Below are 22490 nucleotides of genomic sequence, written 5' to 3'. Positions count from 1 at the left end.
TTCGGTGTCGCGCATCAGTCGGCGTCCAATCGCAGGCGCCGGTCCAGGATGTCGCGGGCGACCTCGGTGGCGCTTCGGCCGGTGGCGTAGGCGTGGGCACGGATGCGCACCAGAGCCTCCGTCGGATCGATATCCAGCTGTGCCACCAGCATGCCAGTCGCCTGGCTTACCTCGACCCGGCTGAGCGCGTTGAGCTCCGCCCAGGCGCTGCTCGCGGGGTCCTCAATGGCCGCCTGCAGATCGCCGGCCAGTAGATCCAGCACCGGTATGCAGGCCAGCTCCGCGGCGACGGCCATGCCCGCGATCTGCTCGCCCGGCAACGAGCCCGGTTCTGCCCGGAACAGGTCCAGGGCCCCGACGTACTCACCTGCTGCCAGCACGGGCATGGCGAACACGCCCCGGATGTGGTTCTCCAGCATCGCCCGGCCGTAGCTGGGCCAGCGCGCTTCACCCGGATAGCCCAGATCGACGACAAGCACCGGAGCCTGACCGGTCACCGCATCCAGGCAAGGTCCTTCGCCGTAGATGAATTGCAGCTCGTCATACAGCTTCGCCCGGGGTCCGCTGGCGCCCAGTGTGGCGGTATTCGTCCCGTCGAAGACCAGGGAGATCGCCGCGGCGTCGACATCGAGCAACTTCACGCATGCTTGACACAGAAGGTCGGCAGCCTGCGATCCGCGCCTGCCCTCGACTGCCGCGACAAGACCGTCCTGAATCGTCAAACTAGCCGGACCAGGCTTGCAGCGCCGGCACAGTGTGGGAACGTAGCGGCGCCATGGGTTCAGCCTGCCCCACTTCGGTCCCAAATGCTCGGGTTTGCTCAACGCTCGACCTGCGCTGCCGCGCGCCGCGGGTAGGCTGGACATGCTGACACCACAGCCGGCCCGAAACGGCATCGCCTCCGCGGTACCGCGAGCACCCGCTCACCGTCGGGCACGTCCTCAATACCGTTGTTGCCCAATCACACAACGTTCATCACCCTCGAGGACACAGCATCGCGATCAACGACGTCGCAGGGTATGCCCACCTCAGCCGAGATGACATCGACGCTCTGGGGGTCGCCCTGGATTCGATCCGGGCCGAGGTCGAGGCTTCCCGTGGGGCCCGCGACGCGGCCTACATCCGCAGAACCATCCGGTTCCAGCGGGCCCTGGATATCGGTTCCCGGTTGCTGATCTTCGGTACCCGCTCGCGAGCCGGATGGCTGCTGGGGACTGTCTCGCTGGCAGTGGCCAAGAGCATCGAGAACATGGAAATCGGCCACAATGTCGGCCACGGCCAATGGGATTGGATGAACGATCCCGAGATCCACTCCACATCCTGGGAGTGGGACATGGCCGGGTTGTCATCCCAATGGCGGTACTCACACAACTACCGCCACCACGTGTTCACCAACGTCGTCGACGTCGACGACGACCTGGGCTTCGGCATCATGCGCGTCTCCCGCGACGTCGCCTGGCAGCCACGCAATCTTGCCCAGCCGTTACGCAACGTGTTACTGGCCGTCATCTTCGAGTGGGGCATCGCCCTGCACGGACTGCATTCCGAGCACGAACGCGCGGAAACCGAGGCCGAACGAGCCGCCCACACGCAGGCCTTCAAGCGCAAGATCGGCCGTCAGATCCTCAAGGACTACGTCGCGATCCCGGCCCTCAACGGAACTCGATGGCGGCGGGCGTTGACCGCTAATGCGGCGGCCAACGTGCTGCGCAACCTCTGGGCCTACGCCGTGATCTTCTGCGGCCACTTTCCCGACGGGGCGGAGAAGTTCACCGCCGGCGCTATCGAGCAGGAGAGCAAGGGCGAGTGGTACGTGCGCCAGATGCTCGGCAGCGCCAACTTCAGGGCTGGCCGGGTGCTGGCGTTCCTCAGCGGCAACCTGTGCTACCAGATCGAACACCACCTGTTCCCCGATCTGCCGAGCAACCGCTACGCCGCGATCGCCCGGCGGGTGGAGGCGTTGTGTGCCGACTACGGGCTGCCGTATACGACGGGATCGCTGCCGCGCCAGTTCTTCCTGGCCCAGCGGACCATCCTGAAGCTGGCTCTGCCGGACCGCTTTCTGCGCGCCACCGCTGACAACGCTCCCGAGACCGCGTCGGAACGACCGCTTCAGCTGCAGTAGCGGCTCAGCGCACGGCGCCGTTGATCTGCGGCGTGTCGATCATGCCCATCTCCACACCCCACATGGTGGCGATGGTGCGGTACTCGCCGGTCTCGATCAGGTGCTCCAGCGCCTTCTGCAGTGGTTGGGCCAGGCCGGAATTCTTGGCGACCGGCCAGCCGTAGGGCGCGGAGTCGAACACCTCACCGGCGGCCTCGAGCTGACCGCCGCTGGTTTTGATGGCGAATCCGGTGACCGGCGAGTCGGCCGACATGGCGTCGACGTCGCCGGCCATCAATGCGGCGTTGAGGTCGTCCTGGCGGGTGTAGACGACCTTGGCGATCGGTGGCTTGCCTGCCGCCACACAGGCCTGGCTTTTGGCCGGGATCTCGGTGGTCTCCTGGATGGCGGCATAGGCCACACCGACTTTCAGCCCGCACGCGTCCTCGGGGTTCACCGGGGCGCCGGGGCGCTGAGCCCACAACGTGCCGGCCTGGAAGTAGGTGACGAAGTCGGCGGCGGCCTGGCGTTCCCTGGTATCGGTGAACGACGACATTCCAAGATTGAAGTCACCGGCACGCACCGAAGGGATGATCGCCTCGAACGCGGTCTCCTTGTATTCCGGTGTGAGACCGAGGGTTCGGGACACCGCGTTCATCAGGTCGATGTCGAAGCCGACGAGCTTGCCGTAGGCGTCGATGAACTCATTGGGGGCGTAGGGCGTGTTGACGCCGATGACGAGACGCCCGGTCTTGCGGATGGTGTCGGGGACGGTGGCGGCGATCTCGGGGACAGCGCCGGCCGGTGCCGGCGGAGCCTGCGAGGACGACAGCGCGCCGGCCAGGCTGGTGGGTGCGGTCGAGCCGCGATCGTCGCCGGCCCGCCACTGCCAGGCACCGATACCCAGGGTCGCGACGAGCAGGACGGTGGCCGACACGGCGAGCAGCACCTTGCCGGGAACTCGAATTCGCTTGGCGGGCAGGGAGTGCCGGCCCGACGTGCCCGTCTTGCGGACCGGTGAGTCGAGGGCCTTGCGGGCGGCGGCGGCCAGTTCACCCGCGCTCTGGTAGCGCTGTTCGGGCTTCTTGGCCATCCCCTTGGCGACGACATCGTCGAAGGCGGCCAGCCGTGGGTCTCTGTCGGACGGTTTGGGTGCGGGCTTGCGGATGTGCCCGGCGATCTGCTGCTCCATGCTGTCCGCCGGGTAGGGCCGCGACCCGGTCAGGCACTCGTAGAGCACGCAGGCCAGGGCGTAGATGTCGGCGCGGGGGTCGGCCTGGCCGCCGTCGAAGCGTTCGGGCGCCATGTAGGCCAGGGTGCCCAGGGTGCTGCCCGCGGTGGTCAGCCCGTTCTCACCCGCGGTGCGGGCCAGGCCGAAGTCGATGAGGTAGGCGAACTGGCGGTCGGTGATCAGGATGTTGGAGGGTTTGATGTCGCGGTGGATCAGGCCGGTGGCGTGTGCGGCGTCCAGGGCGGCGGCGACCTGCTCGATGACGTGAACGGCATAGGCCGGGTCGAGGGTCTTCGAGTCGGTGAGGGTGGCACCCAGCGGGCGGCCCTCGATGAGACGCATATCGAGATAGAGGCGGCCGTCGATCTCGCCGTAGCCGTGGATGGGCACCACGTGGGGTTCGTTGAGGGCGGCGGCAGCCTGAGCCTCGCGGCGGAAGCGTTGCTGGAACGTGGTGTCCTCGGCAAGGTGGTGCGGCAGGACCTTCAGCGCCACGATGCGGTCGGTTTTGGTGTCGAAAGCGCGGTAGACCTCGCCCATACCGCCACGACCTATCAGCTCGCGCAGCTGATAGTGCCCGAATGGCGTGGGATCCACCATCTACTCCTCGCCAACCCTGTGACCGTCGATTGAAGTTACCGCACGTTTGCCAGGGATGCCCCAGGGTCGGCTGAGCTGGTGCCTGGGGCCGGTTCTGGCCACCAGAGGCCGTGAGTGTGCGTTCTCATACGCCTTGCCCGGCGTGTTGCGTATGCCATTGCACCGTCGCGCCTAGGCCGCAGCCCAATTAAGTGAATCAATATTCTTCATTCCCTTGACGGCGCAGCCGGGCTGGTCCTACGGTGACGCAAGGCGCACCCAAGGGATCATCAGCACGCCCGTTTCCTCGACGCGCGGACTGATCGTCAACGACCCTCAGGGACAACAGCTTTGGTATCGCCTGCTTCATCACATAGCCGCCTCGATGACTAGTCGGCAACCGGCTGTCCGCGAGGGCACCGAGGCCATCGAGAACTGGGCCGGCGGCTATGTCACCCGTCACCCGCTGGCGTCCCTGACCACCGTCGGCCAGCAGTTCGTCCTGGGTGTGCGCACCATCCAGTACCTGATCCTCGATATCGCCACCGGCCGCTTCCCCTGGCGGGAGTTCGTCCGGCAGGGCGCCTTCATGGCCGGCACCGCGGTGGTGCCCACCGTTCTGGTCGCATTGCCGGTCGGGGTCACCCTGTCCATCCAGTTCGCCTTGCTCGCCGGACAAGTCGGGGCTACCTCGCTGGCCGGTGCCGCCAGCGGTCTTGCCGTCATCCGCCAAGCCGCCTCGCTGGTGGCCGCGATCCTGATGGCCGCGGCCGTCGGCTCGGCGATCACCGCCGACCTGGGCTCGCGCACGATGCGCGAAGAGATCGACGCCATGGAGGTGATGGGGGTCTCGGTGATCCGCCGTCTGGTGGTGCCGCGGTTCGCCGCCGCCATCATGATCGGCGTCGCGCTGACCGGGGTGGTGTGCTTCGTCGGGTTCCTGGCCAGCTACCTGTTCAACGTGTACTTCCAGAACGGCGCACCCGGCAGCTTCGTGGCCACCTTCGCGTCGTTCACCACCCCCGGGGACATGATCCTGGCCCTGCTCAAGGCGGTCGTATTCGGCGCGATCGTCGCCGTGGTGTCCAGCCAGAAAGGTCTTGCCACCCAGGGCGGCCCGACCGGGGTAGCCAACTCCGTCAACGCTGCCGTCGTCGAGTCGATCCTCATCCTGATGATCGTCAACGTCGTCATCAGCCAGCTCTACAACATGCTGTTCCCGAGGATGGGGTTGTAGGTGTCTGTGGCGACCTTCTCCCCGCTCGGTGCCCGGATCAGCACCCTCGCCAAGGCAGCCGCCGCGCCGATTCTGCGGCTCGGGCACATTCTGGCGTTCTTCGTCCGCGCGGTCGCGGCGGTGCCGATCGTCCTGCGCCACTACCGCGCCGAGTTCGGCCGGCTGCTCTCCGACATCGCCTGGGGCAACGGCTCCCTGGTCGTCGGCGGCGGCACCGCCGGGGTGGCGGTGGTCCTGGGCATGACGGTCGGCGCGATCGTCGGCATCGAGGGCTACAACTTCCTGAACCTGCTCGGGCTGGGGCCGGCCACGGGGATCATCTCGTCACTGGTCAACACCCGAGAACTCGCGCCGATCGCCGCGGCCCTGGCGTTTGCCACCCAGGGCGGCTGCCGGTTCACCGCGCAGCTGGGCTCGATGCGGATCGCCGAGGAGATCGACGCACTGGACTCGCTGGCGATCCGGCCTATCCCCTATCTGGTCACCACCCGGCTGATGGCCTCGGTGGTGGCCGTAATCCCCTTGTACGTCTTGTGTTTGGCGGTGAGTTACCTGACCACCCAGGTGGTCGTCGAGCTCATCAGCGGCGGCGCGTCCGGGGCCTACCTGCACTACTTCACCCTGATGCTGTCGGGCACCGACGTGCTCTACTCGCTGCTGAAGGCGGTCGTGTTCGTCTGGATCGCCTCGACGATCCAGTGCTACTACGGCTTCTACGCCAGCGGCGGCCCAGAAGGTGTCGGCATCGCCGCCGGGCACGCAATGCGGGCGGCCATCACCGTGGTGATCATCGTCAACATGCTCATGACGATGGCGTTGTGGAGCGTGGACGCCGGCGCACGGTTCGGCGGGTAGATGGGCAACTCCTTCGAACTCGACGGGCGCGGGCCCTCGGAGCGTCAGCTGCTGGTCTACGGGCTCGCCGTGCTGCTGGCCGCAGCCCTGATCACCACGCTGCTGGTGGTGAAGTCGACCGGCAAGCTCACCAACTATGTGCGGGTGGTGGCCGACCTGCTCAACGTCGGCGACGGGCTGCCGCAGAAGTCCGACGTGAAGTACCACGGGGTACTGGTCGGCTCGGTGGACACCGTGATCCCGGCCGCCAACGGCAGTCCCAACTACGTCCACATCGACCTCAAACCCGAGTACGCCGAATCGATTCCGGACTCGGTCACCGCCCGGGTGGTGCCCAGCAACGTGTTCGCGGTGTCCTCGGTGCAGCTCGTCGCCGACGGTGCCGGGCCGGCGATCCGGGCCGGTGCGCACATCCCCGAGGACACCGCCCTGCCGACGGTGTTGTTCCAGACCACCATCAGCAAGCTGCGCGATGTGCTGGCTGCGGCCGGCCGCGGACGCTACGACGACAGCGTCGGCATCCTGGCCGCGGTCAACGCCGCCACAGAGAACCGGCGGGGCACGCTGCTGACCGGCGGCGCCCAGCTCAGCAGGCTGCTCGACGAACTCAACTCGGTCATCAGCACCGAGCCCGGCCCGACGACGGTGTCGGCGTTGATCGACGCCACCCACGGGCTGGCCGCCACCGCACCGGACCTGCTCGACGCGCTCCACCAGGCCGTCGAGCCGATGCAGGTGCTGGCCGAAAAACGTTCAGCGCTGGCCACGTTGATCAGCGGCGGCGCCACCACCGTCGGCACCACCCGCACCGCCATCGACAACCACATCGACCAGCTGACCGGAATCACCACCCACCTGACCCCGGTGCTGGGGAGCCTGGCGATGAACGCCGGCAAGTTCGTTCCGGCGTTCACCAAGCTGAACGGCCTGTCCCGCAAGTTCTTCGACGAGGTGTGGATCCCCGAGTTGGAAGCGGGCAACATGCGGATCAACCTGTCGCTGACGCCGAGCTACAGCTACACCCGCGCCGACTGCCCGCGCTATGGCCAGCTGTGGGGCCCCAGCTGCTACACCGCCCCGCAGATCGTCGTGCGGCCCGACCTGCCGGAGATCCTGATGCCGCAGAACTATCAGCCGCCCAAGGATCTGGCGCCGCCGCCGGGGACGGTCGTCGGAGCCGACGGCAACCTGGTGGCCACCGGTCCGCCGCTGCTGAACCCCAACCCGAACCTGACCGACCCCAATCCCCCTGTTCCGCCATGGCTTTCACCGGCCCTGCGGGTGCCGGGCTCCGCGGACCCGGACAACACCCCCGCTCCGCCCGCTCCCCCGGCACCGCTGCCCGCTGAGGCCGATGCGGGAGGTCCGCGATGAAGATCCGCGGTTCGCTGATCGGGCTGTCACTGTTCATGGTGGTGGCGGTGACGGTGACCTGGCTGGTGTACGCGACGCTGCGCCGCGACGTCGCCGGGCCGACCACGCCGTACGCGGCGATGTTCACCGACGTCTACGGACTGCGTGAGGGCGACGACGTCCGGATGGCCGGCGTGCGCGTGGGCCGCGTCGAAAAGATCGAACTGCGCGGCAAATTGGCGAAGGTGTCGTTCGTCGTACAGAACGACCAGCGGCTGTTCGGCAACACGGTGGCGTCGGTGACTTACCAGAACATCGTCGGCCAACGGTATGTCGGGTTGACGCTGGGCAAGACCGGCGACACCGCGCCCCTGCCGGCCAACAGCACCATTCCCGTCGAGCGCACCGACCCGTCGTTCGACGTCAGCACCCTGCTCAACGGCTACGAACCACTGTTCAGCGTGCTCAATCCGCAGGACGCCGACAACCTGACCAAGGGTGTCATCGCCTCGCTACAGGGCGACGACGCGTCGATCATGCAGTTGGTGTCGCAAACCTCCACTCTCACCGACACATTCGCCGGACGCGACCAGGTGCTCGGCGATGTGATCACCCAACTGAACACGGTGATGGGCAGCCTCTCGGCCCAGAACGGCCACCTCGATCAAGTGTTGTCCCAGACCAGCCACGCGGTGTCCGACTTCGACGCGCGCCGCCCGGAGCTGGTGGCCTCCACGGGGTCGCTGGCACGGGTGATGCGCCAGCTGTCCACCATCACCGACACCGCATCGCCGACGCTGAACGAGATGCTCACCCGCCAGCCGGGATTCACCGGACATCTGCTCGCCATCGAGCCCCAGTTGGCGTTCACCGCCGACAACCTGCCGCTGATGTTGAAGGGGCTGGCCCGCATCACCAGCGAAGGCGCATACGCCAACGCCTACGCCTGCGACCTGAACGCCACCGGATTCTTCCCCGGCCTCAACGACGTGGTGCCGATCATCGTCGACGCCGCCACCCCGGGGAACAAGGCCTGGTACACCCCGCGATGCAGGAATGCTGGCAATGGCTGAGGGCTCGCTGCTGGCGCGGCTGCGCAGCCGACGGTTAGAAAGCTACAACGCGACGTGGCTCGGCCTGATCGCCGTGGCTGTGGTCGGCGTGGTCGTCGGCGCGATGCTGCTGGCCAATGCGGCCAACGTCGGGCACCGGCACTACACCGCGAAGTTCCTACAGGCCGCCGCCCTGCAAGCGGGCAACCCGATCACGATCGGGGGCATCCAGGTCGGCAAGGTCACCAGCATGAAGCTGGCCGGTGACCACGTGGAGGCCGGCCTGGAGGTCCGCGATGACGTGGTGCTCGGCGCCGACTCGAAGGCGGTCATCAAGGTGGCCACCATTCTGGGTTCGCGTTATCTGGCGCTGGTGCCCGAAGACGGTGGAACGTTGCCGGACAACACCTTCGATCTCGCGCACACCGAGGTGCCCTACGACCTGCAGGCCGCACTGGCCGACGTGTCGACGACCTACCAGCAGGTCGACACCGACGCGTTCGCCCAGTCACTGGGAATTCTCGGCAAGCAGATGCAGGGACTGCCCGCGGTGGTGCCGCAGGCCATGCAGAACATCCACACCCTGTCCACGGTGATCGCCGACCGCCGCGACCAGCTCGGCCAGCTGCTCGCCAGCACGGAGCTCGTGAGCACCACGCTGGAGCGCCAACACGCCAACATCGCGGCGATGATCAACCAGGGCCAGGATCTGATCGGCCAGTTCGTGTCGCGCAGCGCGCAGTTTCACGCGATGCTGGCCGCGCTGACCAACCTGGTGAACACCATGAGCACCACGGTGGTCGACAACCGCGCCGACTTCGACCAGACGGTGGCCAACCTCAGCGAGCTGACCACCTTGCTGGCCCAGCACGACGACCTGCTGCGTAGCATCCTGCAGTCCGGCCCGGTTGCGTTGCGCGGCTTCGCCAATGCCACCGGCACCGGTAACGCGATGGACTTCAACGTGCCCAACGGCCTGGCCGTGGACTCCTGGATGTGCGCGATCAGCGGGCGGGCCAAGCAGTTCGGGATGATCCAGTACTTCAAGGACTGCCAATGAGGCGGGCGCGGGTGAAGGTGGTGGCCATCACGGCCGCGGCCGTCGTGTTGGTGGCCTCGGCGGCCACCGCAGCGTGGGTGTTCTTCCGGTCGGCCAGCGACCACATCACGGTGACCGCCCAATTCGACAGCGCGGCAGGGCTGTACGTCAATAACACGGTGGCGGTGCTGGGGATGCCGGTGGGCAAGGTCACCGCCGTCACGCCGAAAAGCGGCTACGTCGAAGTCGAGTTCACCGTCGACCGCAACGTGAAGATCCCGGCCGACGCCCAAGCCGTCACGCTGTCGACGTCGATCCTGACCGACCGGCAGATCGAGCTGACGCCGCCCTATCGCGACGGCCCGACGCTGGCCGACCACGACACCATCGGACTACCTCGCACCAAGACGCCGGTCGAATTCGCCCGGGTGCTCGGCGTGCTCGACAAGATCTCCAGCTCGTTGAAGGGCGACGGCACCGGCAACGGCCCGGTCGCCGATGTGCTCAACTCCGGGGCCGCGATCGCCGACGGCAACGGCGAGAAGATCAAGACGGCCCTGGACCAGTTGTCGAATGCGTTGCGGCTCAGCGCCGACGGCGGTGCGCAGACCAGTGACCAGCTGACCACCATCGTGCGCAACCTGAGCTCGCTGATGCAGGCCGCGGCCGACAACGATGCGACGCTGCGCGACTTCGGTGCCACCGTGCGTCAACTCACCCAGATCGTCAACGACGAGGACTTCGGCAGCGGCACCACCGGAAAGAAGATGAACACCCTGCTGCAGCAGGTCGGCGACTTCCTGGAGAAGAACCGCGATCACATCAAGGCGATCGTCACCAACGCGCACACCTCGGCGGGCACGCTCGTCGACCGCCAGCGCGACCTCGCCGAGTTCATCGACGTTGCGCCGCTGACCCTGGACAACATGTACAACATCGTCGACCAGAACAACGGCGCCGCCCGCGCCCGGGTGCTCACCGACCGGATCTTGTTCGACAGCCAGAGCGTCAAGGAGGTCTGCAATCTGATGGGGCTGCGGCAGCTGGGCTGCAGCACCGGCACCCTGCAGGACTTCGGGCCGGACTTCGGGCTGACCTACGTGCTGGACGGTATGGCAGCGATGGGGCAGAAATGAAGCGCGCCGCAGCGGTTCTCCTGGTCGCGGTGACGGTGACGGGGTGCTCGTCGAGCGGGCTGTCCAGTCTGCCGCTGCCCGCACCGACCGTCGGCAGCGGCGGCTACCGGCTCACCGCGGTGTTCTCCAATGCGCTGAACCTGCCCGCCAAGGCCAAGGTCAAGCTGGCCGGCGCCGACGTCGGTGAACTCGAGTCGATGGTGGCGCGCAACTACACCGCGGTCACCACGCTGCGGATCATGGACGGGGTGCGGCTGCCGCAGGGCAGCACCGCCGAACTGCGCTCGGCTACGCCGCTGGGTGACGTGTTCGTCGCGATCAAGCCACCGGCCACCGCCAGCCCGCTGACACCGTTGCTGAAGAACGGCGACACCATCGGCCTGGACTCGACGACGGCGGCGGCCACCGTGGAGTCGGTGCTCAGCTCGGCGGCCATCATGGTCAACGGCGGCGCGGTGCGCAATCTCACCAACCTCATCAATGGGGCGGGCAAGGCCACCGGCGATCAGGGCCAGGCGTTCGGCGACCTGATCGCCAAGACCAACCGCACGCTGTCGAAACTGACCGCACGCTCCGGCGAGATCTCGGAGGCGATGACCCAAACCTCCTCGCTGGCCAAGGAACTCGACGCGAAGAACCAGACGCTCAGCGACGTCCTGGTGGCGGCGGGCCCGGCCGCCGACACGCTGGCGGCCAATACCGCGACAGTGGCCGACCTCGTCGAGCAGCTCGGCGCGACCAGCCGACAGCTGGAGAAGTTCCCGTCGATCGCGGGCACCGACACCAGTGGCCGCAGCATGATCAGCGACGCCGACGCCATCGCGTCGGCGTGGAACGACGTCGTGCTGGCACCGGACGCCAACCTGGCCGCGCTGAACCGGATCATGCCGCCGCTGGTCAAATCGACGGCCAGTGAAGCGATTTCGGTGCGGGCCAGCATCGACCGGCTGGTGCTGGGGTCGATCCCGGACATCGGGTTCGGCGGCGACCAGGGGTTGCACGGGCCGAAGCGCTACAACTGGGCACAACTCGTCGGGTCGTTCAAGTACACACTGTGGCGGCTGCAGCAGCGGGTCGTCGGGCAGGGCCCCGACGTGCCGCAGGTGGCGGTACTGCCCAGCCCGACCGAACCCGGGGAACAGATCGTCGCGCCCCCGACGACGGAGCCGCCACCGTGATCACCTGGGCAGCAGACGTTCTCGTGCGGACGGTCCGATTCGGGTACCGGCGCCGGATGTGGCTGTCGACAGCCGCGCTGGCGCTCACGCTGGTGCTGTCGAGTGCCTATGTGATGTTCGGTGCGCTGCGGGTGTCGCCGTTTTCCTCGGCCTATCGGGTCACCATCGAACTGCCGGAGTCCGGCGGGCTGCTGCCCAATCAGGACGTCACGCTGCGCGGTGTGGCGGTGGGTCGGGTGCAGTCGCTGGCGGTGACACCCGACGGGGTGGCCGCGGTGGCGACGGTGCGTTCGGATGTGCGGATCCCGGCATCGAGCCCGGTGCGGGTGTCGGGATTGTCGGCCGCCGGTGAGCAGTACATCGAATTCGTGCCGACCTCCGATGCCGGGCCGTATCTGGCCGACGGCAGCGTGATCGCGCAGTCGAAGACCTCGGTGCCGGTGAGCCTGGCGCAGCTGCTGGCCGATTCCGACGGCGTTCTGGCACAGGTCGATCCGGCCAAGCTCGAGCTGATCAAGCGGGAACTCAGCATGAGCAAGGACGGCCCACGCAAGCTGGCCGATATCATCGACGGCGGAACATTCCTGCTGTCGACCCTGGACTCGGTGCTGCCGCAGACCACCAGCCTGCTGCGGACCAGCCGGATCGTGCTGAGCTCGGCCGCCGACAAGAACGCTGGCATCGCGGTGGCCACCGGCAACCTGAGCCGCACGTTCACCGGGGTGAACCGGATGCTCGACGGGTACCGCCGCCTTGTCGATCAGACGCCGGCGACGCTGTCGGCCACCGACGCCCTGCTCGCCGACAACTCCGACACGATGGTCGGGCTGCTGGCGAGCATGGCCACCGCGTCGCAGCTGCTGTACGTGCGGGTGCCTGCGCTGACGGCGTTGTTCCCCGACTACCGCGGGTCGGTGCTCGACGCGCTGGGCACCACGATGCACGACCACGGTCTGTGGGTCACCGCCGACATCTACCCGCGCTACGCCTGCGACTACGGCACGCCGCGACGCCCGCCGTCGTCGGCCGACTATCCCGAGCCGCCGCTGAACACCTACTGCCGCGACGACGACCCGGCGGTGCTGATCCGCGGGGCCAAGAATGCACCCCGGCCGGCCGGGGACGACACCGCCGGGCCGGCGCCGGGCGCTGACCTGGGCCAGACCACCGACCCGACACCGAAGGGCCGCTTCACCATTCCGACTCCGTACGGCGGCCCGGTGCTGCCGATCGAACCGCCGAACTAGAAGGAGATCCCTCATGACTGCTGTGGCTGACGACGTCGAAGGCGACGAGTCCCCGGCCGAGGAGACTGCCATCCCCGAGGTGGTGGCGGCGGCGCCCACGCCGCGCAAGTGGCTGCTCCGCGGTGCGCTGGCGGCGTTGGTTGTTGCGCTGCTGGGGCTTTCGGGCTTCCTGGGCTGGCAGGTGTGGCAACAGCACCGGGTGGCCCAAGCCAGCCATGACGCCCAGCAGGCGGCGGTGACCTACGCGCAGGTGCTGACGAGCATCGACACCACCAACGTCGACAAGAACTTCGCCGACGTGCTCGACGGGGCGACCGGTGAGTTCAAGGACATGTACTCGCGGTCCAGTGCGCAGCTGCGCCAGCTGCTGGTCGACAACAAGGCGACCGCACACGGCGTCGTGGTGGACTCCGCGGTGCAGTCGGCGTCACCGGAGAAGGTGGTGGTGCTGATGTTCGTCGACCAGACGGTGGCCAACTCGGCGGCGCCGGATCCGCGGATCGACCGCAGCCGGGTGAAGATGACCATGGAGTACGTCGACGGTCGTTGGCGGGCAAGCAAAGTCGAACTCCCCTGACGCTGATGCGAGCTTCCGTCGTCACTGCCGTCGCGGCCCTGTCACTGGGACTCGCGCCGGTGGCCCACGCCTCGGCGCCGGACTTCTGCGCCGGGCTCGGCGGCGACTGGGACGGTCAGTACTGCCACACGTCGGTGCTCTCGGAGCGCAAGGCGGTGCGCGACATCAAGGTGGCGGTGCCCGGCGAGCTCGTCGACAACCCGGTGACCGGGCCGACCGTGCGCGACTACCTGACCACGCTGGTGAACAACTGGCGCAGCGTCGGCGTGCACATGGTGGCCGACAGCTTCGGTGAGGAGAACTTCGAGATCCTGCGCCGCGGCGACATCCTCACCGTGGTGTTCCACGAGGACTACCACGCCGACGGACCCAAGCCCAACAACGCCTACCGCACCTTCACCTTCGACATGGGCCGCGGTACCCGGCTGACGCTGGCCGATCTGGTGCGCCCGGGCGTCGAGCCGCTGGGGGCGATCGCCTCGCTCGGGCAGCCGTTCATCGAGGATGCCCTGAATCAGGCTCCACCCCAGCATGATCCGGGTACCTATCCGTTCGTCGTCGACCGGTGGGGACCGGACAAGGTGTACTCCGGGGCGTACAAGGCGTGGGCGCTGGGCCCCGACGAGCTGATCCTGTACATGCCCGACTACCCGGTGGCCCGCGACACCCCCACCAACTACACGCCGGGGATCATGCAGTGGTCGATGGACGGCGGCACCGTGCAGGCGCACATCCCGCTTGCGGCGCTGAGTTCGGTGCTGCGCCCGCAGTACGGCGGATCATGACCGGGATCGAGCAACGGCCCGAGGCGGTGCGGCGCAGACCCAAGGACCGCAAGGCGCAGATCGCGCGGGCATCAGCGGATGCGTTCGGGCTGCTCGGCTATCACGCCGTCAGCATGGAGGACATCGCCTCGCGGGTCGGCATCACCCCGGCTGCGCTGTACCGGCATTCGACGAGCAAGTACGACCTGTTCCGCGATGCGGTGCTCGAGCTGGGACAGACGCTGGTCGACGCGACGGACTTCGTCGAGGACGGCGAGGACGATCCGGCCTTGACGTTGGAGGCGTTGGTCACCGCGCTGGTCGACGCGACCATCGCCAACCGGACGGCGGGCGGGCTCTATCGGTGGGAGGCGCGGTACCTGCAGGGAGCCGATCGGGTGCGGCTCGTCGAGCAGGTCGAGCAGGTGAACCGGCGGCTGGACCGGCCGTTAGGGCAACTTCGGCCGAAACTGAGTCACCGGCAGCGCTCGGCGTTGACGGCGGCGGCGCTCAGCGTGATCGGCAGCATCACCGATCACGCGAACCCGCTGGCGGTCAACGAGATTCGGTCGTGCATGGCGAGGCTGGTGGCCGATGTGCTGGCGGCCGACCTTCCGGCGTTGCGGCGCCGTTCGGACCGGCCGACGATGCCGATGGCGGTTGGCGCCTCGGCCGGGATGTACGAGCATGTGCTGCACGAGTCGGTTCGGCTGTTCTACGAGCACGGGTATCGCAATACCAGCATGGAGGACATCGCATCCGCGGTAGGCATTCAGGCGTCCGGGCTGTACCGGTCGTTTCCAGGCAAGGCCGACATCCTGGGGCTGGCGTATCGGCGTGCCGTCGACCAGCACTCCAGCAGTGTGGCCGAAGTGCTTTCCCGCACAGACGAACCCGAGCTTGCGCTGATGAGGCTGATCGACGCCGCCCTGGTGCGGCTGGTGAAGTCGCCGGAGCTGGCCCACGTCTACTACACCGAGCGGCACAACGTGCCGGAGTCGGATCTGCGGGTGCTGGAGACCGTCGAGCATTCGGCGACGGAGTCGTGGGCGCGGCTGGTGACGGTGGTGCGTCCGGAGCTGAAGATCGCCTCGGCGCGGTATGCGGTGTGTGCGGCGTTCGCGCTGACGGTGGACTTCGGCCGGCTCTTCGACGGCGCGCTGGGCACGGAGTCGATCGCGGCGATTCGCCGGCTGATGGAAATCACGCTACTGGGCAGGCCGACGCGACGGCGTTAGGTTGGACAGCATGGGCTGGCCGGGCCCGCCGCCCCTGCCGCCCCTGCGCGAGATCGACATCAGGGTCGTGATTCGCGGCGATCAACAGCCCTCCTGAAGATCTCGCCGCATGTCTGTGGACGCCGTACGTTGGAAAGCATGGCAGAGCACAGTGCGGCAGTGAATGTCTCCGAGCCGCCCGGAGCGATCATGCGGGTGATGAACCCGCTGCTGAAGTTCTTGTTGGGCACGCCGGCGGGCGCGGCGCTCAAGCAGTTCATGGTGTTGCGGTTCGCCGGGCGCAAGTCCGGGCGCCAGTATGCGGTGCCGGTGAGCGCACACCTGCTCGACGGTGATCTGTACGCGTTGGCGAACGCGACGTGGAAGCTGAACTTCCGCGGCGGCGGGCCGGCGCAGGTGGTCCACGGCGGCAAGACGACCGCGATGCGGGGTGAGCTGATCGAGGATCCCGCGACGGTGGCCGAGCTGTTCCACCGCTGCGCGGTCGAGTACGGGCCGAAGAAGGCCGAGCTGATGATGGGGCTGAAGTTCCTGGGTTCCAGCGTGCCGACGTTGGACGAGTTCCGCGCGGCGGTCGTGGACAACAAGCTGGTGGCGATCCGGTTCACTGCCTAGCGTTTGCGGCGGAACAGCTCGGCGGGGCGGCCTCGGCTGCCGGTGTTGTCTTCCATCACCCCGGTGCCGGTCAGCCGGGGCTCCATCGTGCGGCGGAATCTGTCGCGCTGCAGCGGGGTGCCCGCGACCGCTTCGTGGACCTGCTTGAGCTCGCGCATGGTGAACCTGCTGCCGAGCAGCCGCTCGGGGTCGGGTTCGGTGTCGTAGCGTTGCCGGATGTCGGTCTTGGCCAGCCGGACGATCTCCGGGTGATCCCACGCCAGCTCGCCGGGCCGGTCCACCGAGGCGAGGCGGGTCTGTGTCGAGCCGGAGCCGAGGGTGTGCAGTTGGCCGGGGCGTACCACCGCCAGGTGGGCGACGGAGAGCACCCAGTCGCGGCCGTCGCGGTGCGGGTCGTCGAAGACGTGGAGCTGGCGGGGCCGGATGCCCTCGACGCCGAGCTTTTCGCGTAGACAGCGCTCGACGGCGTGGGCCAGGGTCTCGCCCTTGCGCAGGAAGGCGCCGGGCAGCGCCCACTTTCCCGTGTCTGGGCGGGCCATCTCCACCACGAGCAGGCCGCGGTCGGGGTCCCAGGTCAGCAGCGCGGTATCCACGGCGACGGTCGGCCGGGGATAGTCGTGATGCTTCTTGTCGGCGCTTGCGCCCATGGGGGCGACCCTACATTAAGGGCGGATAGTGCGCTTATTCTGAATCCGCTGCACGGGAACGGTTCGAGTGAGTTACTCGGGTGGGGGTGTGCCGATGAGGACGGCGTTGACGCGGCAGCCGTCGGGGCCGGCTTTCCAGGCGTGATCGGTGCCGGTCATGACGACCATGTCGCCCGCTTCGAGGGGGTGGACGCCGTCGTCGAGGATGAGGTCGATGGTTCCGCTGAGGACGGTTTGAAGGTCGAGGGTGTCGGTGTGGTGCACCGGGGTTCGAGAGTTCGGGCCGTAGTCGACGACCATCCAGCGGACGTGGCCGGGCGGGATGAACTGGTCGATGAGGTCGGCGTGGCCGTGCCGTCGTGGTGGCGGCGGACTGGCCTCGGTGGCGTACGGGATGCCCATCGCGAAGCCCGGGGCGACGGAGTTGATCTCGGCCTCAGTGTTGCTGACGACGCAGGACTTGCCGTCGGCGTCGACTCCGGTGATCAGTAGGCGCATGTGGGGTCCTTGAGGGTGGGGTTCACTTCGGTGAGGCGGCTAAGTCGAAACAAAGTTTGTGGCGGCACGAGTAGCTTGCCAACCAGTGCAGTTTTTGGATGCAGGCGCCCACTTTCGCCGGGCTCACGCAACGGCGGCCCGTGACGCGATAAACATCTCCATCGGCATCGGTCGGCGCAGTCGCCAGGTGATCGCAATCGGTCGATCCCCTTCGTGGGAGACATAGTCGGCAGGCCCGAGGAATACATAAGGTGATGTGCCAAGCGAATTCGTCTTCGCTTCCCGCACAAAGAGCAGAATGTGCGAACCCTTGTCACGATGGTTGAGGTACCTCTGCCCGGTCGGGGATGCCAAAGACGTCGTTGACTGCGACTCCCAATGAAAGAGCTCTGGGTTTAGCGCAAAGTCTCGATACATCGTTGTCGGCGAGTAGTCCGTGTCCGACTTTTTTAACGTGATCAGGAAGGCGTCCGAGTTCACACTTGGGCACCAAGCAACGCCCTCCCGCATCGTGCTTGGGGCACGGCCTTGAGATGTCCAGTCAAGGGCGGCAAGGATCTCTTCGCGGGTATAGCTGGCGTGCAAGGCGAGCGGTACGTGAGAAAGCGCCGGCTCAATCTCGCCAAGAGACCACGTGGATCGGTGAGCTGAATTAAAACTCAAGTCGATCACCTGCCGCATCTCGTCAACGACCGCCTCGTCACGCAGTGCCTCCAAACCTGATGTGGGATCTTCGGACCCACCGCCTGCCGGATAGAGCGAGTAGAAGAGCATCTCGGTGAGCCTGCGTTCAACCACGCTCCCGGTGTTGGCCTGGTGACCGAGCTGGGCTCGGTAAGCCTGCCAGCGCAGCCTATCGTCGACGTGAGCGAGTGCCCGGATCCTCTTGATCAGGTCTTGCTCGCGTGGCCCAGCGTCAACCTCGATCTTGCCCGCGTCTCGGCACAAGGTGGTCCACGACTTGCCAGAACGGAGGATGTCTTCGAGCGATCGTCCGGTCTTGTCGAGGTACGACGCCAGATCAAGGTCTGGATGGTCTCGCACCTCTGAAACCAGTGCCGCCCACCTCGGCGACACTTGCTGCCTAATGTTCTCCAGCACGAGATCTCGCGCGACAGAATCGAGGACGATCTGGCTCCCCGACGGAAGGAACGGGAATCCTTCCCTAACCTGTCGCTCTAATTCCTTGCGGTTGAGTCCTGTCAGCGCCCGGAAGCGCTCGTCGAATCGGAACTCATTTCGTTGATGACCAACGAAGTCGAGGGCTGTAAGGACGGTCTTGCCCTCTGTCAGACGAAGGCCCCGGCCGAGTTGCTGCAGGAACACCGTCGCACTCTCGGTTGGCCGTAGGAAAAGGACTGTGTCCACATCGGGAATATCAAGCCCTTCGTTGAAGAGATCAACGGCGAAGATGGCATTGATATCCATCGCTCGAAGCCGGGCTAATGCGGCCTGTCGGTCTGCAGATGACGTCGCAGCCGATACCGCCTGAGCCTTGATCCCGGCGGCGACAAACGCCTCCGCCATATAGCGGGCATGCTCGACACTGACGCAGAAACCGATAGCGCGCATGCTCCCAACATCGGCAACTTTGTCACGCAACTCCTTGAGCACGATGCGAGTTCGCGAATCGTTGCCGGTGTAGACATTGCTCAGCTGGGCCGGGTTGTAGCCACCGCGCTTCCACTCCAACGCCTCAAGGTCAGTCTGGTCGTGTATGCCAAAGTAGTGAAACGGGCAGAGCAGGTTCTGGTCCAAGGCGTCCCACAACCGCAGCTCCGACGCGACCCGTCCATCGAAGAACTCCCGAACGTCGACACCGTCAGCGCGCTCCGGGGTCGCGGTGAGCCCCAGCAGTTCCAAAGCCTCAACATGGTTCAGCAGACGCCGATACGAGGTTGCTTCCGCATGGTGGAATTCATCGACGATGATCACGTCGAACTGGTCAGGCGGCATGGTGGATAGTCGATGCGACGTGAGGGATTGAATGCTGGCGAAAACGTGCCGCCACTTCACGGGCTGGTCACCGTCGACAAGCAACTCGCCAAATGTCGGATCGATCAGCACTTCTTGATACATCCGCCTGGCCTGCAGCAGGATCTCCTTGCGGTGCGCCACAAAGAGCAGGGTCAAGTCTTTTCCGTGAGTCTCTCGCAGGCGTCGGTAGTCGAGCGCTGCAATGACTGTCTTACCGGTGCCGGTAGCGGCGACAATGAGATTGCGATGTCGATCGTGAAGTGACCGCTCCGCATCCAGTTGTTCGAGCATCTCGGCTTGGTAAGCCTTTGGTTGAACATCTAGACCCGACAAGGTGACGGTAACGTGCTCACGTTTTTGCCTGCCGGACGCGACACTCAGGGCCACGTCCAGCCGATCACGATCGGAGTCCGGATTGTAGAGTTCGAATTCTTTGTTTTCCCAATAGGTTTCGAACGTCGTCTTGATCTTGTCGAGCAGGTGAGGTGTCGAGATCGCCGACAGCCGTACGTTCCATTCCAGACCGTCGACCAGAGCCGCGTGGGATAGGTTACTCGACCCGACGTAAGCAGTGTGGAACCCTGTGTTGCGCCGTAACAACCATGCCTTGGCGTGCAGTCGCGTGCGGTGCAGCTCGTAGTTGATCCTCACCTGGGCACCGAAATCGTTCACGAGGGCATCCAATGCCCGCGCATCAGTGGCTCCGAGGTAGGTAGTGGTGATTACCCGCAGTGGGACGCCACGCTGACGGACTTCGTTCAGTTGATCCTCCAGCAAGCGCAGACCTTGCCACTTGACGAAGGCGCAGAGCAGGTCAACCTGGTCTGCGCTCGCCAGTTCGGTACGTAACTCCGCGGCAAGTGTTGGTTCATGACGCGCGTTGGTCATGAGTGCAGTCTCGGAGAGAGGTGTGGCCGGGCGCGGCAGGCGCCCGGCGGCAAGCCCCGAGACCCGCCTGACTTCGTCGAGGCGGCTGATCTTGTGGGGCTCAATCTGATGCAGTGCTTCTTCCGTCACCGACGATTGGGGAAGGATGCCAATGATCTGTCGAAGCAACTCAGCCCGATCGCTCGCTGTTGGTGCGGCTTTGAGTGACCGCTCAATCATCGGAATGAGATGCCGAGCCATAGCGAGGGCCTGCTCAGTGTCATCGACAGTCCCGAACTCTGCATGAAGATCGGCTCTATCACCGATTTGTGCGAATAGCCGCTCGGTGAGCAGTGATTCGTAGATCCCAAACTCCATAGCCCCGGACGCTAGCGGATTCTTCAGACAATTTCGGGTGCCTGGACTCCACCCGGTTTGGCGAGTTCACCCAAAGCCCAAAATTCATGTCCTCACTAACACCGGCAGTTGCCGTGCTCTAAGGGCTGCGTCGGCTCGAAGCCGCGTTAGCTCAGAATGAAAGGCACTGTGGGCGTTACCCTGCAAGTTCAGGGGCAGATTAAGTCGATCCGTGAGCATCTGTTCCGGTTTCCAAGGCTCGGGATGGCTCACCCACGACACCTGCGCGTTGTCTGCAATCCACTCCGACAACGCGGCCTCGCCAGAAGGACCAAACGTACGTCGCGCGCCTGAACCGACACAGCGCAATTCGATGTCCAGGTCCTCGCCCAGAAGGACGCCGAGCGTCAACCGGAGGGTCGATACTGCGGCATTTCCGCGAAGGTGTTGCCTGATTCGCTTACGTAGATTCTGCCGACTAGGCGGCCGGCCGTTTGTTGGCGGCTGCTTTGGACTGATGCCCGCGTAAAGCAGCGTCGCGCCATGCCGCTGGACACAACCCGTGGTGGGAACGCGTGGTGGAGCTTGCCTGAACCACCAGCCATACACACCTGGAACCTGCGGAACCGGACATGGCTGACTAAGAACCTCGCCAGGGGTGTGAAGGCGTGCGCTGAGGTAATCCTGGCAGAGGCTGTCGAAGTCGAAGTCCACGCATCTCCTTGACCGTGATCTGCGAAACATCCGGGAGTTTGTCCCGCACAAATTTGCCCACTCGGCTCAACCGCGACCATACAGTTGCTACTGCGGTTCCGCGGGAAGGAACCGACAAGAAAGGGATGGTTCAGGTGGACGAGCCGATCATCGACCCTTTAATGCTCGGGCAGCGCGTCGTCGCGGTCCTAGAAACGGGACTGCGCACCGCGACTTACAAGCTTGCAGCCTTGATGGCACTTATCGACCATTCGATTGAGAACCTTCCCGAAAGGGATGGAGACGAGTTGTCTGTGCCAATCCCGGAATTGGCACGACGCGTACTGGAGATCTACTGGCGTCAGGTGCGGCCGTTCGACGGCCACGAACTTCGGCAATCGACCCAAACACGCGCCCGGATCATTTCTGGTGCGAACCAACTTCGCTCCGCGACGAGCGGCGGCCAACACCCGAATACCTCGGTCGATCTTGCAGCTGCTCGAGCACCAGTTGTGTACGCGCAAGTTCTCGACGACATCACACTCTGCCTTGCGCAACAACCACTCCACCGCCTGCAGCGACTTCCCGGCTCGGACTCTTCCGATTGCTTCTTGTACGACGACTCATTCCTTCACGACCAGGTGACCCGGTCGACGCTTCGATCACATGGTGATGCCATCGTGCTCAAACCGGGAGTGGCATACGGATTGGGGCGCCTTGCTGGCCTACTCAAGCCGGCACTGGAGATCATGTGGGTCGACGATGTTCGACGGATGAATAAGTTCCTCCACGCCGAGGTGCCCGACGTCGCTGGGCACCTCTTCGGCCGCGAACGAATCGCTCTGACCGCAGTGCGGGAACCCTTTAAAGAGGCCTTCGGACCGTACTGCTTCTACTGCGGCATACGCCTGGCCGCGAACAATCCGATCGACCACGTGCTGCCGTGGTCATGGGTGGGCATCGACGGTCTTGCGAATCTCGTGCTGTCGTGCGCCAGGTGCAACGGCGACAAGGGCGGTGCGCTACCGGCGCTCGCGATCGTCGACCGAGTGTTGGATCGGGACGTAAACGTTCTCGAAGAGATCGCGTCGGAGATTCAGTGGCCTACTCAACGTGACCGGGTCGTCGCTGCCACCCGCGGAATTTACCGAGGACAGCCGAAGGGCGTTCCGACATGGTTGGGATACCGCCAGAGTCGCGGTCTCGATATCGGTTTCCCGACTCGGTGGATTTGACCGGTCTAATA

Annotated in this window: 20 protein-coding genes; 14 read left to right on the top strand and 6 right to left on the bottom strand. The window is 65.8% G+C overall.

Annotation, left to right across the window (positions count from 1 at the left end):
• Positions 1-14 precede the first annotated feature (14 nt).
• Positions 15-722, bottom strand: coding sequence for a GAF and ANTAR domain-containing protein (locus tag OG976_RS17465; RefSeq protein WP_328351235.1), 708 nt, complete (start codon positions 720-722; stop codon positions 15-17).
• A 272-nt stretch (positions 723-994) separates the two neighbouring features.
• Here OG976_RS17465 and OG976_RS17460 point away from each other — a divergent pair, with 272 nt between their 5' ends.
• A complete protein-coding gene (locus tag OG976_RS17460) occupies positions 995-2125 on the top strand; it encodes a fatty acid desaturase family protein (RefSeq protein ID WP_328363702.1) in 1131 nt (376 codons plus the stop codon).
• Between the two features lie 4 nt (positions 2126-2129).
• Here the strand turns inward: OG976_RS17460 and OG976_RS17455 are convergent, their stop codons facing one another.
• Positions 2130-3932 carry a bifunctional serine/threonine-protein kinase/transporter substrate-binding domain-containing protein gene (locus OG976_RS17455; protein WP_328363699.1) on the bottom strand — a complete coding sequence of 601 codons (1803 nt, stop codon included), beginning with the start codon at positions 3930-3932 and terminating at the stop codon, positions 2130-2132.
• 367 nt (positions 3933-4299) lie between these two features.
• Here OG976_RS17455 and OG976_RS17450 point away from each other — a divergent pair, with 367 nt between their 5' ends.
• From OG976_RS17450 to OG976_RS17395, 12 genes are all read left to right on the top strand, one after another.
• The gene (locus OG976_RS17450; protein WP_328351232.1) at positions 4300-5151 is read left to right on the top strand and encodes an MlaE family ABC transporter permease; all 852 of its coding nucleotides are present in this window, start codon (positions 4300-4302) and stop codon (positions 5149-5151) included.
• Positions 5152-5187: 36 nt separating this feature from the next.
• Positions 5188-6006, top strand: a complete 819-nt coding sequence (locus OG976_RS17445; protein ID WP_442930540.1) for an ABC transporter permease — start codon at positions 5188-5190, stop codon at positions 6004-6006.
• Positions 6007-7380 (top strand): MlaD family protein, encoded by a 1374-nt coding sequence (locus OG976_RS17440; protein ID WP_328351229.1) that lies wholly within the window; start codon positions 6007-6009, stop codon positions 7378-7380.
• The gene (locus tag OG976_RS17435) at positions 7377-8432 is read left to right on the top strand and encodes an MCE family protein (protein ID WP_328351226.1); all 1056 of its coding nucleotides are present in this window, start codon (positions 7377-7379) and stop codon (positions 8430-8432) included. The genes OG976_RS17440 and OG976_RS17435 overlap by 4 nt, the downstream gene beginning before the upstream one ends.
• Positions 8425-9471, top strand: coding sequence for an MlaD family protein (locus tag OG976_RS17430; protein WP_328351223.1), 1047 nt, complete (start codon positions 8425-8427; stop codon positions 9469-9471). Before OG976_RS17435 ends, OG976_RS17430 begins: the two co-directional genes overlap by 8 nt.
• Positions 9468-10586, top strand: a complete 1119-nt coding sequence (locus tag OG976_RS17425) for an MCE family protein (protein WP_328351220.1) — start codon at positions 9468-9470, stop codon at positions 10584-10586. The genes OG976_RS17430 and OG976_RS17425 overlap by 4 nt, the downstream gene beginning before the upstream one ends.
• Positions 10583-11764, top strand: a complete 1182-nt coding sequence (locus OG976_RS17420) for an MlaD family protein (RefSeq protein ID WP_328351217.1) — start codon at positions 10583-10585, stop codon at positions 11762-11764. The genes OG976_RS17425 and OG976_RS17420 overlap by 4 nt, the downstream gene beginning before the upstream one ends.
• 56 nt (positions 11765-11820) lie before the next feature.
• Positions 11821-13011: an MlaD family protein gene (locus OG976_RS17415; RefSeq protein WP_328363693.1), complete on the top strand. Its 1191-nt coding sequence runs from the start codon at positions 11821-11823 to the stop codon at positions 13009-13011.
• 13 nt (positions 13012-13024) lie between these two features.
• Positions 13025-13588: a tetratricopeptide repeat protein gene (locus OG976_RS17410; protein ID WP_328351214.1), complete on the top strand. Its 564-nt coding sequence runs from the start codon at positions 13025-13027 to the stop codon at positions 13586-13588.
• A gap of 5 nt (positions 13589-13593) precedes the next feature.
• The gene (locus OG976_RS17405; RefSeq protein WP_328351212.1) at positions 13594-14373 is read left to right on the top strand and encodes a mannan-binding lectin; all 780 of its coding nucleotides are present in this window, start codon (positions 13594-13596) and stop codon (positions 14371-14373) included.
• Positions 14370-15590, top strand: coding sequence for a TetR/AcrR family transcriptional regulator (locus tag OG976_RS17400; protein WP_442930350.1), 1221 nt, complete (start codon positions 14370-14372; stop codon positions 15588-15590). The genes OG976_RS17405 and OG976_RS17400 overlap by 4 nt, the downstream gene beginning before the upstream one ends.
• 138 nt (positions 15591-15728) lie before the next feature.
• Positions 15729-16205 carry a hypothetical protein gene (locus tag OG976_RS17395; RefSeq protein ID WP_328351210.1) on the top strand — a complete coding sequence of 159 codons (477 nt, stop codon included), beginning with the start codon at positions 15729-15731 and terminating at the stop codon, positions 16203-16205.
• Here OG976_RS17395 and OG976_RS17390 read toward each other — a convergent pair.
• The 4 genes from OG976_RS17390 to OG976_RS17375 form a co-directional block, all read right to left on the bottom strand.
• A complete protein-coding gene (locus OG976_RS17390; RefSeq protein ID WP_328351207.1) occupies positions 16202-16852 on the bottom strand; it encodes an NUDIX hydrolase in 651 nt (216 codons plus the stop codon). The genes OG976_RS17395 and OG976_RS17390 overlap by 4 nt on opposite strands.
• A 72-nt stretch (positions 16853-16924) precedes the next feature.
• A complete protein-coding gene (locus OG976_RS17385) occupies positions 16925-17350 on the bottom strand; it encodes a cupin domain-containing protein (RefSeq protein WP_328351204.1) in 426 nt (141 codons plus the stop codon).
• Between the two features lie 123 nt (positions 17351-17473).
• Entirely contained in the window at positions 17474-20572 is a 3099-nt protein-coding gene (locus OG976_RS17380) for a DUF3427 domain-containing protein (RefSeq protein WP_328351201.1), read from the bottom strand.
• A gap of 84 nt (positions 20573-20656) precedes the next feature.
• Positions 20657-21295, bottom strand: a complete 639-nt coding sequence (locus OG976_RS17375; protein WP_328351198.1) for a GIY-YIG nuclease family protein — start codon at positions 21293-21295, stop codon at positions 20657-20659.
• Between the two features lie 95 nt (positions 21296-21390).
• On the opposite strand from OG976_RS17375, the gene OG976_RS17370 reads away from it, so the two are divergent.
• A complete protein-coding gene (locus tag OG976_RS17370; RefSeq protein WP_328351195.1) occupies positions 21391-22479 on the top strand; it encodes an HNH endonuclease in 1089 nt (362 codons plus the stop codon).
• Positions 22480-22490: the final 11 nt, after the last annotated feature.

This window comes from Mycobacterium sp. NBC_00419 (assembly GCF_036023875.1).
GTDB lineage: Bacteria > Actinomycetota > Actinomycetes > Mycobacteriales > Mycobacteriaceae > Mycobacterium.
This window is presented reverse-complemented; position numbering and strand designations above follow the sequence as displayed.

Coding starts and splice junctions, on each gene's coding strand:
- OG976_RS17450 (WP_328351232.1), top strand. CDS start 4,300: ATGACTAGTCGGCAACCGGCTGTCCGCGAGGGCACCGAGGCCATCGAG.
- OG976_RS17440 (WP_328351229.1), top strand. CDS start 6,007: ATGGGCAACTCCTTCGAACTCGACGGGCGCGGGCCCTCGGAGCGTCAG.
- OG976_RS17435 (WP_328351226.1), top strand. CDS start 7,377: ATGAAGATCCGCGGTTCGCTGATCGGGCTGTCACTGTTCATGGTGGTG.
- OG976_RS17430 (WP_328351223.1), top strand. CDS start 8,425: ATGGCTGAGGGCTCGCTGCTGGCGCGGCTGCGCAGCCGACGGTTAGAA.
- OG976_RS17425 (WP_328351220.1), top strand. CDS start 9,468: ATGAGGCGGGCGCGGGTGAAGGTGGTGGCCATCACGGCCGCGGCCGTC.
- OG976_RS17420 (WP_328351217.1), top strand. CDS start 10,583: ATGAAGCGCGCCGCAGCGGTTCTCCTGGTCGCGGTGACGGTGACGGGG.
- OG976_RS17415 (WP_328363693.1), top strand. CDS start 11,821: ATGTGGCTGTCGACAGCCGCGCTGGCGCTCACGCTGGTGCTGTCGAGT.
- OG976_RS17410 (WP_328351214.1), top strand. CDS start 13,025: ATGACTGCTGTGGCTGACGACGTCGAAGGCGACGAGTCCCCGGCCGAG.
- OG976_RS17405 (WP_328351212.1), top strand. CDS start 13,594: ATGCGAGCTTCCGTCGTCACTGCCGTCGCGGCCCTGTCACTGGGACTC.
- OG976_RS17400 (WP_442930350.1), top strand. CDS start 14,370: ATGACCGGGATCGAGCAACGGCCCGAGGCGGTGCGGCGCAGACCCAAG.
- OG976_RS17395 (WP_328351210.1), top strand. CDS start 15,729: ATGGCAGAGCACAGTGCGGCAGTGAATGTCTCCGAGCCGCCCGGAGCG.
- OG976_RS17390 (WP_328351207.1), bottom strand. CDS start 16,852: ATGGGCGCAAGCGCCGACAAGAAGCATCACGACTATCCCCGGCCGACC.
- OG976_RS17385 (WP_328351204.1), bottom strand. CDS start 17,350: ATGCGCCTACTGATCACCGGAGTCGACGCCGACGGCAAGTCCTGCGTC.
- OG976_RS17380 (WP_328351201.1), bottom strand. CDS start 20,572: ATGGAGTTTGGGATCTACGAATCACTGCTCACCGAGCGGCTATTCGCA.
- OG976_RS17375 (WP_328351198.1), bottom strand. CDS start 21,295: ATGTTTCGCAGATCACGGTCAAGGAGATGCGTGGACTTCGACTTCGAC.
- OG976_RS17370 (WP_328351195.1), top strand. CDS start 21,391: ATGGTTCAGGTGGACGAGCCGATCATCGACCCTTTAATGCTCGGGCAG.